The sequence below is a fragment of the Gemmatimonadota bacterium genome (assembly GCA_041390105.1).
Lineage (GTDB): Bacteria > Gemmatimonadota > Gemmatimonadetes > Longimicrobiales > Gaopeijiaceae > JAGQIF01.
This window is the reverse complement of sequence record JAWKQO010000006.1, coordinates 54,137-70,828: the sequence shown is the minus strand read 5'-3', so window position 1 is coordinate 70,828 and position 16,692 is coordinate 54,137. Positions and strand designations below refer to the sequence as shown.

General features: G+C 68.2%; 10 protein-coding genes. 8 read left to right on the top strand and 2 right to left on the bottom strand.

Going from position 1 to position 16,692, the window contains the following annotated elements; translation table 11 throughout:
- Positions 1–167 precede the first annotated feature (167 nt).
- Together R3E10_19585 and mug are read left to right on the top strand one after the other, a co-directional pair.
- Entirely contained in the window at positions 168–1,340 is a 1,173-nt protein-coding gene (locus R3E10_19585; protein ID MEZ4417966.1) for an alpha-hydroxy acid oxidase, read from the top strand.
- Between the two features lie 3 nt (positions 1,341–1,343).
- Entirely contained in the window at positions 1,344–1,961 is a 618-nt protein-coding gene (mug, locus tag R3E10_19580) for a G/U mismatch-specific DNA glycosylase (GenBank protein ID MEZ4417965.1), read from the top strand.
- Here the strand turns inward: mug and R3E10_19575 are convergent.
- Entirely contained in the window at positions 1,958–5,272 is a 3,315-nt protein-coding gene (locus R3E10_19575) for a hypothetical protein (protein MEZ4417964.1), read from the bottom strand. The two genes, mug and R3E10_19575, sit on opposite strands and share 4 nt — an antisense overlap.
- A 157-nt stretch (positions 5,273–5,429) precedes the next feature.
- Between R3E10_19575 and R3E10_19570 the strand changes: the two genes are divergently transcribed.
- The 3 genes from R3E10_19570 to R3E10_19560 all read left to right on the top strand — a co-directional run bounded on the left by R3E10_19570 (position 5,430) and on the right by R3E10_19560 (position 10,154).
- Entirely contained in the window at positions 5,430–7,655 is a 2,226-nt protein-coding gene (locus R3E10_19570) for a multicopper oxidase family protein (GenBank protein ID MEZ4417963.1), read from the top strand.
- A 64-nt stretch (positions 7,656–7,719) separates the two neighbouring features.
- Positions 7,720–9,147, top strand: coding sequence for an amidohydrolase family protein (locus R3E10_19565; GenBank protein ID MEZ4417962.1), 1,428 nt, complete (start codon positions 7,720–7,722; stop codon positions 9,145–9,147).
- A 71-nt stretch (positions 9,148–9,218) separates the two neighbouring features.
- On the top strand, positions 9,219–10,154 hold the full coding sequence (locus R3E10_19560; GenBank protein ID MEZ4417961.1) for an alkaline phosphatase family protein: 936 nt from the start codon (positions 9,219–9,221) through the stop codon (positions 10,152–10,154).
- Positions 10,155–10,214: 60 nt separating this feature from the next.
- Here R3E10_19560 and R3E10_19555 read toward each other — a convergent pair whose 3' ends face one another.
- Positions 10,215–11,717 (bottom strand): serine hydrolase, encoded by a 1,503-nt coding sequence (locus R3E10_19555; GenBank protein MEZ4417960.1) that lies wholly within the window; start codon positions 11,715–11,717, stop codon positions 10,215–10,217.
- A 292-nt stretch (positions 11,718–12,009) separates the two neighbouring features.
- Between R3E10_19555 and R3E10_19550 the strand changes: the two genes are divergently transcribed.
- From R3E10_19550 to R3E10_19540, 3 genes are read left to right on the top strand one after another with little or no spacing between them, the layout of a single operon-like run.
- Positions 12,010–14,094, top strand: coding sequence for a hypothetical protein (locus tag R3E10_19550; protein ID MEZ4417959.1), 2,085 nt, complete (start codon positions 12,010–12,012; stop codon positions 14,092–14,094).
- 13 nt (positions 14,095–14,107) lie between these two features.
- Positions 14,108–15,355 (top strand): hypothetical protein, encoded by a 1,248-nt coding sequence (locus R3E10_19545; GenBank protein ID MEZ4417958.1) that lies wholly within the window; start codon positions 14,108–14,110, stop codon positions 15,353–15,355.
- The gene (locus R3E10_19540; GenBank protein ID MEZ4417957.1) at positions 15,352–16,671 is read left to right on the top strand and encodes a hypothetical protein; all 1,320 of its coding nucleotides are present in this window, start codon (positions 15,352–15,354) and stop codon (positions 16,669–16,671) included. The genes R3E10_19545 and R3E10_19540 overlap by 4 nt, the downstream gene beginning before the upstream one ends.
- Positions 16,672–16,692: the final 21 nt, after the last annotated feature.

Here is a 16,692-nt window from a genome sequence, read left to right as displayed (position 1 = left end):
GTACGGCGATGTCCAGGAGTTGGACGAGACCAACAACATCGCGTCACAGCCCCTCACGGTGACGCCCGCTGCCGTTGGCGCCAGCGCGCCGCACTGAGGCGGTAGGCTCGGGCGGTGGGCCGCGTGGGCCTCTGGCGAGACCCCGGCCCGCGGGTCAGGTTGGCGCCATGGGATCCCCACGACGCCTGAGCCAGTGCCACAACATCGGCGACCTGCGGCGCCTGGCGCTCCGCAAGCTGCCCGCACCCATGTTCCACTACATCGACGGGGGGGCGGACGACGAGATCACGCTCCGCCGCAACACGACGGCCTTCGACGACTGGGAGCTGCTTCCCAACTTCCTGGTCGACATCGAGACGGTGGACCTGCGCACGCGCGTGCTGGGCCAGGAGCTGGCGCTGCCGTTCTTCCTGGCGCCGACCGGGATGTCTCGCCTGTTCCATCACGAAGCCGAGCTGGGCGTTGCGCGAGCAGCCGAGCGCTTCGGCACGCTCTACAGTCTGTCCACCATGGGCACCACACGGATCGAAGATGTGGCGGCCACGGTGAAGACGCCCAAGATGTTTCAGGTGTATGTGCTGAAAGATCGGGAGCTGACGCGCGACTTCGTGCAGCGCTGCAAGAGTTCCGGCTTCGAAGTGTTGTGCATCACCGTCGATACCGCTCTGGCTGGGAACCGTGAGCGGGACCGCGTCACCGGCATGATCATGCCGCCGCGCTTCGGCCTGAAGGGCCTTTGGAGCTTTGCCACGCACCCGGGATGGAGCCTGCGCCTGCTCACCCATCCCGGATTCCAGCTCGCCAACGTGGCGCACCGCACGGATGTGCTCTCCCAGCGCACCGTATCCCTGATCGAGTACGTCAACAGCCAGTTCGACCGCACGCTTACCTGGGACGACGTTGCCTGGTTGAGGCAGCAGTGGGACGGTCCCTTCGTGGTGAAGGGGCTGCTCACCCCGGGTGACGCCAAACGGGCGGCGGACGTGGGAGCGACTGCGGTGATGATCTCCAACCATGGGGGCCGGCAGCTCGACGGAACGCCGGCGCCGATCGACTGCCTGGCGCCCATGCGGGATGCCGTGGGCGACGCACTGGAGTTGATCGTGGACGGAGGTGTGCGCCGTGGAACCCACGTGCTGAAAGCGATGGCGCTCGGTGCCAACGCGTGCTCGGTGGGGCGTGCCTACCTGTACGGACTGGCCGCAGGCGGTCAAGCGGGTGTAGAGCGCGCCCTCGGGCTGCTCCGCGACGAGGTCGAACGCGATCTGGCCCTGCTGGGTTGTAGGAGCATCGGCGAGGTGGGCCCCCACCACGTGCAGCGACACGCCGGCACCCGCTAGGGGATGGGCAAGGCCAACTTCACGCGGGCAGAGCTGGAGGCCGCGCGGTCCCTCACGGTGCCCGACCTCGTCGGGCGCGGGCTTCGGCTCCTCTTCTGCGGGATCAACCCTGGACTGTGGACGGCGGCCAGCGGCGCTCACTTCGCCCACCCCGGCAACCGCTTCTACAAGGCTCTGCACGGGGCGGGGGTCACGGAGGAGTTGCTGGACGTACGCGCGGGCTTCGATGCGAAAAGCCGGACGGCGCTCACCCGCAAGGGGATTGGCATCACCAATCTGGTCATGCGCACCACGGCGCGCGCCGACGAGTTGGATCCCGAGGAGTTCCGCGCGGGTGCGGTCGTGCTCGAGGGCAAGGTACGTCGTTGGAAGCCACGCGTGCTGGCCTTCGTCGGGTTGGGCGCCTATCGCACCGGCTTCGAGCGGCCCGGTGCGCGCGTCGGGGAGCAGGACCACCGGATCGGGGACACGCGCATCTGGGCGCTACCCAACCCCAGTGGGCTGAATGCCCACTACAGCCTGGATGATCTGGCCCAGCTGTACGGTGAGGTGGCCGATGCGTCCGGAGTGGTCCGTGAACGAGCCGACGCACGGCCCCCGCGTGCCCGCCGCGGGAGCTAGCCGCGGCCTGTTCCCACCAGTGGCGGTTCTCCGTCGTCTCCGATGTCCGGGGGGTCGGGCAGTCCGATGTCCGGCGGATGGGTCGGATCGCAGTCTTCCAAGCGGAGCAGCACTCGACAGCGGTCTTGCGAGACGAACACCATCTGGAAGAGCTGGCCCCAGGTGCGCTCGTGGCCGATCTCGGGCGTGTCGAAGTCGGCGGCGGCAGGCACAGCGAAGCCCGCGTCGCGCGCGGCTTGCAGGACCTCGCGTGCGACAGCCTCGGCCGCGCCTTCCCCCGAGTACCGGAGCAGAGGAAGCTCGTTGAGGCGCTCGAGCTGATCGGGCGAACGCACGGCCGCACTCACCTGGTCTTCGGCGAAGTCCGCGACCACCTTCGGCACCGTGATCGCGATGTAGATGGTGAGCGCGACGGTCAACACCAACGCGAGGGCCAGTCCAGCGATCCCCACCGCCATCGCCGCGGCGATCCCGGCCAGAAAGTATGTGATCGCCGCAACGGCGGCCGCCGCTCCGATCAGGGTGAGCGCCAACAGGATCGCGGTGACCGTGATGGCCCCGGCTGTGAGCGAGAGGTCCACCTCGACGTCCAACGGGTCGATGGCGCCGTCTCCGATGGGCTTGCACCCGATTCCCGCATGACGCTCCACCTCGTCCCGGATGATCGTCTCCGTCCCGGGATCGAGGGCATGGCCGTCGAGAACGTCCCTGAAGCGGGTGTCACGCATGAGCATGCCCGGAGTGTAGGCACGACGGTACGGCAGCGTGACGGCGAATCCGTTCACGTGGAAGGGCAGATCCAGGCCATGCTTCAGCTGCATCTCATCCGAGACGAAGGACAGCAGGTGACGCGCGTCGACGACGCCCTGGCCGGCCTCACCGCGGCGGAAGCGAAGCTCCGTGGCTCGTCGTAGACGTGGCACGATGCGGATCCGCACAGGACGGTTTCCGATGGCGCCGACGCCGTAGCGGAGGTCGTACGTCAGCAGCGTGGCTTCCAGGTCGCCGATCCGATGCCACTCGCCTTCGGCGATGCCGTCGTACAGGCCCGTGAGCAGCGCATAGCTGGAGTCGAGAAGGCGCACATCCACGAATCCGGCCGCGAGCGTCGTACCGTCGGGGGCCGCCGTGAACACTGAGATGCGCCAATCCCCGGGCCGGTCCGGTGTCAGTGTCGCCGGATTGCCGCTCGCCGCCATCGGCAAAGGCGTTCCGACCGGGACGCCTCCGGCGAGCGCCGGGAAGGGGCCCGTGAACCCTTCCGGCAGGTCGCGCACGCGGACAGCGGTCCACCCGACCTGAGACGGGGGCGTCGGGAACGTGGCGCTCAGCGAGAGGGCCACCCCCGCCACCAGACCGCCGGGCGAGAGGGTCACGTCACAGGAGGTCCCATCCGACAGCCCGATGGTCCGCACCAGCGGCTGCGTCAGTCGAGCTCTGAACGTGTCGATTGCGGTAAGCTGCGGAATGGTCAGGCTGTCCGCCGGGTCGATGGGCACTCCGTCGGGCGCGTCGCCGTTCCCGGTCACGATGTCGGCGCTGTCCAGCAGGAAGCCGATCGGGACCTCGAGGGCCGATCCGAGAGAGCGGCGTGCTTGCAGCACGCCCACCTCGTACCCGGGGAGTTCGGCGGGCCGCCAGCCTGCGCCCGTCAGCTCGATCCACACGTCGCAGGGGATCGGTGGACCCGTCACCTGGTCCGGCCGCAACGTCTTCTCGTCCTCGATGGGTGGCGGATCGACCAGCGGCTCGATGTCGGGCGCGTACTGCACCCGGAGGCCGCCGTCGCCCAGGTCCGTGTAGCTGAAGAAGCCCACCGGCGTCCGCGTCGTATCCGCGCGTAGGTTTCCTCCGATGGTGTTGTCGGCGGTGAGAGCTGGAATCGACACGCGCGGGGCTCTGGTCGGCACCAGTTCGTCCACCGGCTCGAACTGACGGTGCTCGGCATCGGCGGGAGGCGTCAGGTCCTCGAAGTCACGGATCTGTAGGTGTCCGATGTCCCATACGTCGAAGGCCCGCTCCGCTACGGATACGATGCCTTCGGACAAGGTCAGGTGGATCCGGCTACGGTAAAGCCCCAGATGCTCACGGTGGTGAAGGAGGTCGACGCGCAGGGTCTTGTCGTCGCGTAGGGTGTCCAGCACGAACACAGGGTTGGTCGCGAACGGGCTGCGCTGCACCCACAGGCCGCTACGGTCCTCGCAGAGCGCGGAGACCGCCGCGAAGGACGCAAGCGAGCGGGGCAGCGTGCGGGCATCGGCTTTGAGCAGCGTCCCGCGGAACGTTGCGGTCCCTTCGCGGATCCAGGTGACGGTATCGTTCACACCGGGCACGAAGATCACCCCCGGTCGGCGGGGAGGCAGTGGAAGCAGAGGCGTATCGAGCGACACCGTCAGGGTCGAAGGTCGGTCGTAGGTGAGCAGAAACGGAGTGGTGCGCTGGATCTGTGGATGCTCACCGCCGGGAAGCGACTCCTGGACGGGCACCCGTTGGCCCGTCAGGTCCAGGCGCGTCCATTGGAAGGGCTCGAAGAACGGATCCGCATCCGCGCCGCTGGTCAGGCTCCGGCCCCCCGCCATCATGAACAGCGGCATGCGGAACGCCTCCGGTGACTCCCGGTGAACCACGTGCAAGGTCGAGCCTTCCAGGCGGGCATCGAAATCGAACCCACCCGGGCCCACCACTTCGCTGGTCTCGGAGGTCACAGCACCGGTTGCTCCGTCGAGGGTGAAGCGACGGAGCCGCAGTGACCAGGGCCCGAACGGTTGTCCAAAGGTGCTCAACCGACGTGGATGCAACACCAGCAGCGTGCCGTCCTCCGCTGCCAATGCCCGCAGCCCGTAGCCGACCTCCGCCCGGCTGCCCAGCGGAAGGGGCTCGGCCAGAGTGCTCGTTCCCAGGTGCTGGAGGCGCCCGTCCGGAGTGGAACCGCCGGAGGTGGCGGGTCCGTAGCGAGCGTGGAATAGCCCCAACACCGGTGCCCCTCCGACGTCGATCTGACGCTTGAAGACGACGTGCACGATGGACCCGATGGTGACGAGTGCCACGCGGTCCGACCGGTTCCACCCCTCGGGTGCTCCCGGATCGCTGCCCTCGGCCACGAGGGGGTGGTGATCGATGCGGTGCGACTCCCAGCGCGCGGCGAGGGGATTCCAGTACCAGACGGTGAGCACCTCGAGCTCCGTGGTGGCGACCACCGGCACCTCGCCCCAAGGGGCGCCCAGGCGCGCGAGCTCGGTATCCATCACCTCGGTGAAACGGGCGCGGGCGCCCGTTTCACGCTTCTGGGCGACGTGCTTGTGCGGGCGCATCGGCGCTCTCCCTTTGCGGCGGACAGTGGACGAACCGGCGCTCGCGGTCGCTCCGCGACAGCGGCGGCGAAGACGCTCGGTGCCGGCCATCAGACGCGCGTCGGGGCTCGTCGCCCCGGGTTGGCCCGCTCGGCGGCACGCCCCCTATCTTGCGACGATGGCCCGATTTCGCCACGCCTACCCCTGGCTCGCCCTGCTCCTGGGCCTGGCCGTCCCCGTGGGGGGGGCGGCCCAGGAGGCGCCATTCCCGGGTCGCTCGCCGGACCCCTGTGCGGGAGAGCCGACGGAGGCCAGCGGCTCGGCGGATCTCTACTGCATGGTGCTCACCGCGCCGGTCACGCTGGGCCGGGACATCCGGGCCCGGGTGGATCTGCGCTTCGCGCCCTCTCCCTTTACGGTGGCCGTGAACGTGGATGGTCACGTGCGCTACCGGGCCACGCTGGAGGTCGCGGGGCTCCCGGGTCCGCAGGAACTGGGCGCAGCTCCGGACGGCCGGGCATACACGACCTATGTGGCCTGGCTCACCACGCCGACGTTCTACCCGGAGGTTCGCCTGGGCCCGGTCGGGAATGGCCGCACCGACCTGGGCGTGATCGACCTGGACAAGTTCGTGCTGTTGGTGAGCGCGGAGCCGGCGGCTGACCTGCCCGAGCGCACGGGGAGACTGGTCCTGCGTGGACAATCTCCCTCCACGCGCATGTATCCCGCCGACATGATGGAGTACCTCGTAGGGGCGGGTGGCATCGATGTAGGGAAGGACCCCGGTGGGATGACGGGGATGGACGGGATGCACCACACGCACACCGGCGGGGACGGATGGTTGCGCCCCCCGATGCCGGCTGGGATCACCATGCTGCCCGCGCTCATGGAGTTGGAGGCGCCGGATGCGACTCCGTTCCTGCCGAGCGTGAACGATCCCGAACGCGTGCCGTGGGTGCGCCCCCGTGAGTTGGTCCGTCTGGCGGACGGGGACACGCTGGAGTTGACGGCCACCTATGTGCGGCGGCGCCTGCGCGGTGGCACCCACATCGTGTATGGGTTCAATGGCCAGATCCCGGGGCCGCTCATCCAGGTGGATGAAGCGGCCACCGTCACGGTGCGGTTCAGCAACCGCATCGACTGGCCGACCACGGTCCACTGGCACGGCATCCGTATCGACAACGCGTCCGATGGCGTCCCCCATGTGACGCAGGAGCTCGTGCCGCCCGGCGGAGACTTCACGTACACCATCCACGTGCCCGACCCGGGCATCTACTGGTATCACCCCCATCACCGGGAGGACCTGCTCAAGGACCTGGGGCTTGCAGGCAACCTCATGGTGCGCCCGGCCCGGGCCGACTACTTCGCACCGGCGCACCGCGAGGAAGTGGTCGTGCTGGACGACGTGTTGATGAACGGCGATGCCCTCGTGCCCTTCGGGAGGGAGCGCGCCAACGATGCGCTCATGGGGCGCTTCGGCAACGTGTTTCTGCTCAATGGCGAGCCCGACTACCGTCTCACCGTGGAGCGGGGGGAAGTGGTGCGCTTCTTCCTCACCAACGTGTCCAACACCCGCACGTTCAATCTCTCGTTCGGGGGCGCGCCCATGAAGGTCGTGGGCTCCGACATCGGGCTCTACGAGCGCGAGGCCTGGTCCGAGAGCGTGGTGCTGGCTCCGGCCGAGCGGGCCATCGTGCACGTGCGCTTCCCCCAAACCGGGACTCTTCCGCTCGAGAATCGCGTCACGGGCATGGACCACCTGGGTGGCCGCTTCTTCGCGGAGGTGGACACGCTCGGCGCGGTCACGGTGGCGGAGGGCAACGCCACCCCCGATCTGACGGGCGTGTTCGGAGCGCTTCGGGAGCACCTGTTCGTGCAGGAAGACATCGACCGCTACCGCTCCGCGTTCGACCGGCCCGTCGACCATGAGCTGGTCATGACCATGGAGCGACAGGACCTGCCGTTCGTGGTGGAGCGGCTGATGCGGGTGGATTCAGCCTATTTCCACCCGATCGAGTGGTCCGGGACCATGCCGATGATGAACTGGAACGCCACCGCAGCGGAGGTGCGCTGGATCCTGCGGGATCCGGTGACGGGGCGTGAAGGGATGGACATCGGCTGGGACTTTCCCCTGGGGGAGGTCCGGAAGATCCGGGTGACCAACGAGCGGCGCTCCTTCCACGCCATGCAGCACCCCCTGCACATCCACGGGCAGCGCTTTCTGGTACTCTCGGTGAACGGGATGCCGAACGAGAATCTCGTGTGGAAGGACACGGTCCTGGTTCCGGTCGGTGCCACCGTGGATCTGCTGCTGGAGCTGTCCAACCCAGGGGATTGGATGATGCATTGCCACATCTCCGAGCACTTGGAGTCCGGGATGCACAGCGTCTTCCGGGTCAGGTAGGTGCGGCTCGCCTTGCCGCCACGCTACATTGGCCGCCCTTCACCCGCAGCCTGAGGACCCTGCCATGACCCGCCTCACCCGTAGCCTCGCCGCAGGGCTTTTGATTGGTGTGTGTGCAGCCCCGTTGGCTGCCCAACGGCAGTTCTCGGAGCAGATGCGCCCCTACATCGCGGTGGAGGCGCCCGTGGTCGCGATCACCAACGTGACGGTCATCGACGGGACCGGAGCGCCCGCGCGCCGTGGGCAGACCGTGGTGCTGGAGGGCAGGCGGATCGCAGCGCTCGGGCCGGCCGGCTCCGTGCGGGTGCCCTCGGGCGCGCACACCGTGGACGGTTCGGGCCACACCCTGATTCCGGGCATGATGGGACTGCACGACCATCTGTACTACACGGCCGCCGGGGGACGGGGCGCTACGCTGGTCTACAGCGCACCTCGCCTCTACCTCGGCTCGGGGGTCACGACGGTTCGGACCACGGGAAGCAGGGCGCCCTATTCCGAGCTCAACATGAAGGCGGAGATCGAGCGTGGGAATTGGCCGGGGCCACGCATCCACATCACCGCGCCGTACATCACGGGTGGTGACGGCATCACCACGATGACGCTCATCGACACGCCCGAAGAGGCGCGCCGATTTGTTCGGTACTGGTCGGACGAGGGGGCCACGTGGCTCAAAGCGTACACCAACATCGGATACGAGCAGTTCCAGGCCGCCATCGACGAGGCCCACAAGCTCGGAATGAAGGTCACCGGCCATATCTGCTCGATCAGCTTCACCGAAGCGGTGGGTCTCGGTATCGACAACATCGAGCACGGACTCTTCACGAACTCGGACTACGACCCGAGCAAGAAGCAGAGCGAGTGTCCGATGACGTTCATGCAGCACGCCGTCAATGTAGACATCGATGGACCGGAGGTAGCGAATACGTTCCGGCTCATGATCGACCACAACGTGCCCATGACGTCGACGCTGGCGGTCTACGAGCTGTTCGTGCCGAACCGACCCACGAAGGATCCCCGTGCGCTGGAGGCCATGGCTCCCGAAGTGCGCACGGACTACCTGAAGGCGCGCGAGCAGATCGATTCCAGCCCCAACGCGGCGTTTTCGCCAGAGGCCTTCCAGAAGGCCATGGCCTACGAGCGCAAGTTCGTGGCGATGGGGGGACTGCTGGCAGCGGGCGTCGATCCGACCGGGAACGGTGGGGCGCTTCCCGGCTACGGCGATCAGCGCAACTTCGAGCTCCTGCGTGAAGCGGGCTTCAGCCCGGAGGAGGCGGTTCAGATCATGAGCCTCAACGGCGCCAGGATCCTGGGCGTGGACGGTGAGCTGGGTTCGATCGAGGCGGGCAAGACGGCTGATCTCGTGTTGATTCGCGGCGACCTCACCGGCGACCCGGCCGTGATCAAGGACGTGGTCACGGTCTTCAAGGACGGGATTGGATTCGATTCGAAGAAGCTCCTGGACGACGTGAAGGGGCGCGTGGGGATCAGTTGAGGCGAGAGGTTTCCGGCCGACCGCTGCGTACCAATCCTCGATAGGACGACGAGATGACCCGGAGCGATCGGATGGTTCGGACGTCTCGGCCCGCGCTGGCCGCATGCCTCCTTCTCTCGGCGCTGACGGCCTGCGGCAGTGGGGAGCCCGAGGCCCCGATTGCACGCATGCCCAAGGTGTTGGTCATCGGGATCGACGGTGTGCGGCCAGACGTGCTGGCCGAGGTCGCCACACCCAACCTCGATGCACTGGCCGCCGAAGGGACGTTCACCGCCACCGCACGAACGGGGTTCCCCTCCGTGAGTGGTCCGGGGTGGTCCTCCCTGCTGACCGGAGTCTGGTCCGACAAGCACGGCGTGACCGACAACGAGTTCGTGGGCAAGAACTACGGTGCGTATCCCGACTTTCTCACGCGTATCGAGCAGGTGCGGCCGGAGCTCTCGACGTTCGCCGTGGCGGACTGGTTGCCCCTGGTCTACGCTGACGATGGGCAGCCCACCCTGAGCGACGCCATCGACGTGAAGCACGTCCTGGACGGGTACAAAGTCGGCTGGCCGCAGGGAGATTCCGAAAGCGTGCGACTGACCATCGAGGCGCTCCAGAGCGGCGACCCCGATGCGCTGTTCGTGTACCTGGGCACACCCGACGAGGTCAGTCACGAGACCGGCGCGATCGGGGATGAGTACAGGGACGCAATCGTACTCGCGGACTCACAGGTTGGCGCGCTGGTGCGCGCCGTTCGCGACCGCAGGACCTACCCATCGGAGGATTGGCTGGTCTTGGTCAGCACGGATCACGGACGCCTGGTCACTGGAGGCCACGGCGGCGACACGCCCGAGGAGCGGACGATCTTCTATCTGGCGTCCGGGTCTTCAACTGTGAAGGGATCTCCGGTGGGTCAGGTCGAGATCGTCGACGTTGCGGTCACGGCGCTCGCCCACCTGGGCATCGAGACCGATCCGGCGTGGCAGCTGGACGGACACGTGGTCGGGTTGGCGGCGCACTAGGGTGGCCAGCGACTCCGTCCGGCCTGCGCTGACCGCGGCGTTCAGGACGGCAGTCGCTACCTAGCGCGTCCCGATTGCGTCCAGGATGTCCCCGACCACGTCGTTGAAGTAGGGGTCGAAGGCCGACGGGCTCGGTCCCTGTCGGACGATCACCACGTCGCGCGAAGGAATGATCATCGCGCGCTGGCCCATGTAGCCCGCCGCCCAGTACGCGTCGGCCGGCACTCGGCTCAGCGTTCCGCCTCGGTTCAACCAGAACAGCCCACCGTACCCTTCGGACGGATCCCCGGGCGCAGGTGTGGACACGAAATCGGTCCACCCTTCCGGCAGGATGCGTTCTCCGTTCCAGACGCCGTCCTGCAAGTGCAGCAGGCCGAAGCGGGCCCAGTCGCGCGACCCCCCGTAGTCGAAGCCGGTGATGATGAAGTTCCCGTACACATCGGTCTCCAGCACCATGCTGCGCATGCCGATGCGTTGGAAGAGCGTCCGCGTGGGAAACGTCAGCCAGTCCTCGCCTCGATCCTCGAGCACGGCCCGCGCGGCGGCCATCAAGTTGAGCGGGTCCGAGTTCCGGTAGCGCCACACCTGACCCGGCGGGAACCGCAGCGGCTGGTCCATCGAGTGGACCGCCACGTCCACCGCGTCGAAGTAGATACGGAAGTGCTCGTTGGCCGCCGTGTAGGAGCGGTCGGGCAGGAGGCCGAAGTTGTCGAAATCCAGCCCGCTCGACATGTGCAGGAGGTCGCGCACCCGGATCTCACGACGGGGGTCGAGCTCTCCTTCCCACAGCGCGATGGGCGGGCGGTCGTCGAGCCCGTAGGCCCCCGACGCCACCATCACCCCCGTCAGCGCGGCGGCGATGGACTTGCCCATCGACCAGCTGAGTTGCGGCGTGTAGGGCCCCCAGCCTTCGGTGTAGCGCTCGGCGACGATCTTTCCCCGATACACCACTACGAGCCCTCGCGTGTTCTGGGGCACCTCGAGGGCGGGGTCGTCGAAGGCGCGCAGCAACGCACGGTCCAAGCGTTCCTGGTCGACCTCCGGGAAGCTGCCCTCGGCGTTCCGGTCGCCAGTCGGCCACTGCTGAGTGGACGGGTCGGGGAGTACCGGGAGCGCGACCGGAGTGAACGCAACGCGCTCGTTCCCCTCCGGCAGGATGGCGCAGCCCTGATCGCCACTGTAGCGGGCCGACCGGGAACCGATCCCGGGCTGGCTCACCGTGGCGACATGGCGAGCCTCGTCTACGCCGAAGGTGTAGTCTGCGCCCCACCGGAACGCTGGGAAGCGGGAGATGTCTTCGGCGATTACGGCCTCGGCCGTGCGGCTGTGGTCTCGACCCACGACCCAGAGGCCGGCGCACAGATGGTGCGCGTTCAGGCCGAGCGCGTACCAGGATGCGAGGCTGTCGGCGAGGGTGGAGGAAGCCGTGACGGCGGTCTCGGCGATGACGGGGGTGCGTTCGCCGGGAGGGGGCGCGCAGGCCGCGAGCAGGATCAGGGCCGCAGAGCGCGTGCTGAAGGAGAAGCTCGGGCGTCGGCCCGCGAGGCACGTGGGCGGGGCCATGCGGCGCTCCTTGGGTGAGGACTCGAAACGACGGAGTCGGGTCCTGCAGAGCGTAGGGGCTGGCCGTGCCGGCGGCCAGCCCCGGGGGTGGCCCTTGCCGACCACTCGGAGCCGCTGCGCCTCCGCACCTCGACGGGCTCCGACGGTGGTCCCTGCAGCACGGCCACCAGTTGGGATCGCGAGCATCACGGGGATCATTCCGTCCGGATGATCCCTCCCGGGGCCCGATCCGCTACTCCACTGCGAGCGCTCTCGACGGTCGGGGCGCGCCCACCCGCAGGACGGACGAGCGATGATCGACCTCCGGACCGTGCGTCAGAGGGGCCCACGACTCTGGGCAGCGCTGGCGGTGCTGTGCATGGCTCCCGCGGGCGCGGGCGCGCAGCAGCCCGGGGGCCTCGGCGTCCGTACCTCGCTCTCGCAGAACGAGGCCGTGCCGGTGGATGCCGGCATCGAGATCACCTTCGATCGGGTGCTGGAGCGTCCAGCAGAACGCGTGGCGGTGTTCATCGACCGGACCGACGTCACCGGCCTGTTCCGTCGCCTGCCGCAAGCCATGCGCTACGAGCGCGGCGTCATCACGCTGCCGCGCGGGCGTCACGAGTTGGTGGTCTATCTGGTGGAGACTGCGTCCGACCGCTGGACGGAGGTGCTGCGCCAGCCCTTCCAGACCCTGGGGCGGCTCGGCTTCACGTCGGGCAAGACCGATCCCTCGTTGACCGCTGCCTACGTCTCGCGCTTGACGGAAGAATACGAGCCCGAGGCCGCCGCCCCCGGCGCGGCATCGGAGAACATCGATCTACAATTCCGCATCTCCAGCGAGCACGTCCGTCAGGACCTACGCATGTCGAGTCAACTGGCGCTGGTCGGTGCCTCGAAGCAGGAAAAGGCACTCCGCTTCTATCAGCGGGGCGAGGACGCGCCCCGGGTGGACCTCTCGTCCTACCTGCTGCAGGCCGCGAACGGGCCCGTGCAACTCTCGGTGGGGCATGTCTCGGCGGGGGACCAGCGACATCTGGTCAATCGCTTCTCCAGCCGTGGCGCGACGCTTGCCCTTCAGCCCAGCAGCCGCATCGGTGTCTCGGTAGCCGCGCTCGGCGGCAGCAACGAGGTGGGCTGGGACCACCTGATTGCGCTCGACGACGGCGGCCACCGACTGGTCACGGGTGCGGTGGGAGTGGAGGCGCTCTCCACGCCGGGAGCGCTACGCCTCGAGTTGACGGGGCTCACCGGCTCGGTGCGTCCGCAGTCCGGGTTCAACCAAGGCGTGGTCAACGACTCGGAAGAGAGTCGGGGCGTGGCCCTGCGTGTCACGGCCCAAGCGCTCAGCCGACGGCTGCGCCTGGACGCCGGCCTCGCATCCAGCACCTTCGACAGTCCCGACGACCCCACGCTGTCCCAGGGGTTCGAGGTGGTGGATGTGCGCGAAGAGACGTCCAGGGCTCGCTACCTGGAGGCATCGCTCGACGCGCTGCGTGACCTCAAGCTCTCGTCCACGCGCTCGGTGCGTCTGACGCTGGGATTCCGTCATGAGCGCGTCGACCCGCTCTATCGGAGCTTGGGCGCCTACGCGCAGGCTGACCGGCTCCAGAACCAGTACGACGTGAGCGGCGATGTCGGCGGCGTCACGCTGCAGGCCAACTACGGTGAGTCCCGCAACAACCTGGACGACATCGCGTCCATCCTGACGTCCCGCACCGAGCGCTCACAGGTCAACGTCGGCGTGCCGCTGGCCCGGGTGCTCGGGTCCACGACCCGCTGGCTGCCTGCCCTTCAGTTTCGTACGGATCGGACGCACCAGCACGCGGACGACCTGCCCACCGACGGAGGCTTCAGCGCCTCCCACGCCCCGGATCAGGTCAGCCTCAACCAGTCGGCTCAGGCCGATTGGCGCTTGGGCCGAGTGACGCTGGGCTACCAGTGGAACCGCTCGCAGCAGGACAACCGGCAGGTGGGACGCGAGAACGCAGATCTGACGGTGACCCGCAACAGCGCCAATCTACGCATGAGCCCGCATCGGAAGCTGAACCTCTCCGTGGAGCTCGGCCTGGAGGCGTCGGAAAACCTCGAGCGAGACGAAACGGATGAGACCACTCGCTGGGGGGCGAGCCTGCAGTGGCAGGTCTTCGACCGCAGCCAGTTCAGCGTGCGTTTCTCGGATACCTCCACCGAGAATCTGCTGCTCACACGACGCAGGCTCAACAATCAGGTCGATGCACAGTGGTCCTCGGTCCTCCCGTACCTGAGCCGCCTGCAGGGACAGTACTTCCTGCGCTACACGCGCAGCGAGATGGAGTCGTCGGACGCGACCTTCGGCCAGGACGATCGCCGCACCGCCTGGTGGGTCGATCTGGGCCTCAACTTCACGTTCTTCTAGGAGCCCGGGGCCCATGCGTGCGACACTGCTCTTGTTCTTCGCCCACCTGGCCACGGCGCCGCTCGCCGCCCAGATCGAGCGCAATCCAACGGGCGTGAACGTCAATGCCGCTGGACCCACCACCGTGTTCATCACGTTCGGAAATCTGGACGGTTACGTGCCGGTCGAGGCCCTGTGGTGTGGTGAACTCGTCCCGGCGTCGCCGGACGTGGGCGAGAAATGCGATCCCTCCACCATCTTCGGTGCACTGCCGATCCGCTTCGACCGGAGCCGCTTCAGTGGGCAGGACGCCTTCTCGGACATCATGTCGATCCCGGCCTCGGTAGCTCGGCGGGCCTATCAGGCCGCCGAGGCCGGCGCCGACTCACGCTTCTTCTACGTGCGTCGCTTTGCGGATCCCAGCGGTCTGGGACCGGACCAATACGTGACGGTGACCTGCCGCATGAGTGCCGGCGGGGCCCGCACGCCACTGGCGCTGTTCGACGTTCAGGTGCGCTTCGGCGGAGACGATCCGGTACTGGCCGTGCGAGCGGGCGACCCGCCCCCGCCGTTGGAGGCGCACATCGCCTACAACGGCACCGGCCGACTGGTGGGTCGCTGGGAGGTGGTTCTCCCGGGAGAGGAGCCCCCCACGCTGGACGACCTGCTCACGGAGGGCACGCTCCCTGCCGAGTTGCGAGGCACCCAGCGGCGCTTCACGGAGCTCGAACGCTTCAACGTCTTCTTGCCGCCTACCGGTGAGGTCGTGCTCCCCGGGCCCGACCCCGCGACGCTGCCCGTGGACGTGGATGGGCTCTACCAGGTGCTGCTCCGCATCGAGGCATCCGACGACAAGGAAGGCGACGTCGATCTCGCTGCGGTGGGAGCAGGACCCGGGATTCTCGCGACAGGCGCGGTGGCCGGGTTCCCGATGCCGGTGCTTCGCTACTTCGTCGGCGACGCCGGTGCGGCAGCCGTGGGCGGCACCAGCCTGCGTCTCCTGGATCCCGCGGCCGATGCGCACCTCGAAGGGCGCCCGCTCGTCTTCAGCTGGAGCCAGGTCGCCGCTGCGGTGCTGTACCGCTTGGAGGTGCGGGACGCCGGAGGGCAGGGCGTGCTCAAGGCGGTGCTGCAGGCCGGGGTGGCGTCGTACGCGGCACCGCCCTTCCTGGTGGCCGAGCACGCGGGCGGTCGGCTGGAGTGGAGGGTGCAGGCCCTGGACGCGGACGGCGACGTGGTGCAGGAGACCCCGTGGCGACAACTCGATGTGGAGGGAGCATGAAACGCGTCGGTGGAGCCCTGGCCCTGGCCGGACTGGTATGGGTGGCCGCAGCCGCGCCGTTGGTCGCACAACGCGGCCCAGACATGGAACAAATCGTGCGCCAACTCCTGGCGCAGAAGCTGAGCGCCGACGCCGCCGCGCGCACGCTCGTGAGCGAGTACCGCCAAACCCCCGAGCAGGCGGTGCACGCGATGGTGCGCGGCGGCTTCGCCAAGCGCCCCACGGCAGTGGCTGCGCTGCGCTCCCTCGAAATGAAACCGACGGACGCCGTGCAGACCTTCAAGGCCGTCGGCTACTCGGCCGGTGAGGTGCAGGACGTGCTGGCTGAAACCGGGAGGCTGGTGGAGCTCTCCTGCATCGACCGGGACGGATATCCGGCGCCTTGCGGAAACCCCGGGGGCAGCGCCGCCACGGCCATGGGTGCCGTAGCGGTGACGCCCGCGTCGCAGTCCTACACCGACTCCATCGTGACGCTGGAGAGCAGCAACATCCCGCAGGTGCAGGTGCTCCTCGCCGGGCAGCCACTTCCGATCCTGGAGATGACCTCCACGCGCGTTCGGGCGCGCCTGCCTTCGTCTCCCGTGACGGCTGCGCTCAGCCTGCGTCGCGTGTCCGATGGTGTGGAAGGCGTCGTCGTGCCTCTGTACACCGTGAGCCAGTGGGAGGCGCCCTTGAACTGGGTCCTCCTGGCCACCGAGGCTTTGAGCGGAGCGGTTGAAGACGCTCAGTACTGGATCAGCGGCGCGCGCATCGAAGTACCCACCTGCATCGTCAACGGCCCGATCGCCGTGGCGGGCCCCGGAGTACTCCGGAGCTCGACCGGCTTCCAAGGACGCGTACGGCAACGGCTGGAGGCTGCGGGCGCGCCCGCGACGTTGGCGCAAGCCTGGGACGGAGCCTTTCGCAATGCGTGGCACGCCTGGGCATCGCAGACCACGATCCCTGGACTGCCATGGTACCCGGACTTCGCACTCTACCCGGGCGACCAGGCACCTCCGACGGCCAACGTGCCCACACCCGTGAGCGCACTGATCTCGGCAGGGACGATCGAGATGCAGCAGGAGCCGTTGAAAGTGCGCCTGCAGCAGGCCCTCGGCGCCGTTTCCAAGACGCAAGAAGCCGAGGGCCCGCTGACGCTGTTCGCGGGCGGACTGGGCGCGCGTTTCCTGGCCTGGTCCACCAAGGCATTGGTACTGAACGTGTTGGGCAGCGGACCTGTGCCGTCGCGCAGCGGCGCACCCGGCGCGGTTCCCGTGGGTCCGGTGCAGAGCGGCATGTGCTCGGGGCAGAACGTGATTCCAGCGTTCCCTTTCTGAGCTCTCCGGGGCGCGCCGCCT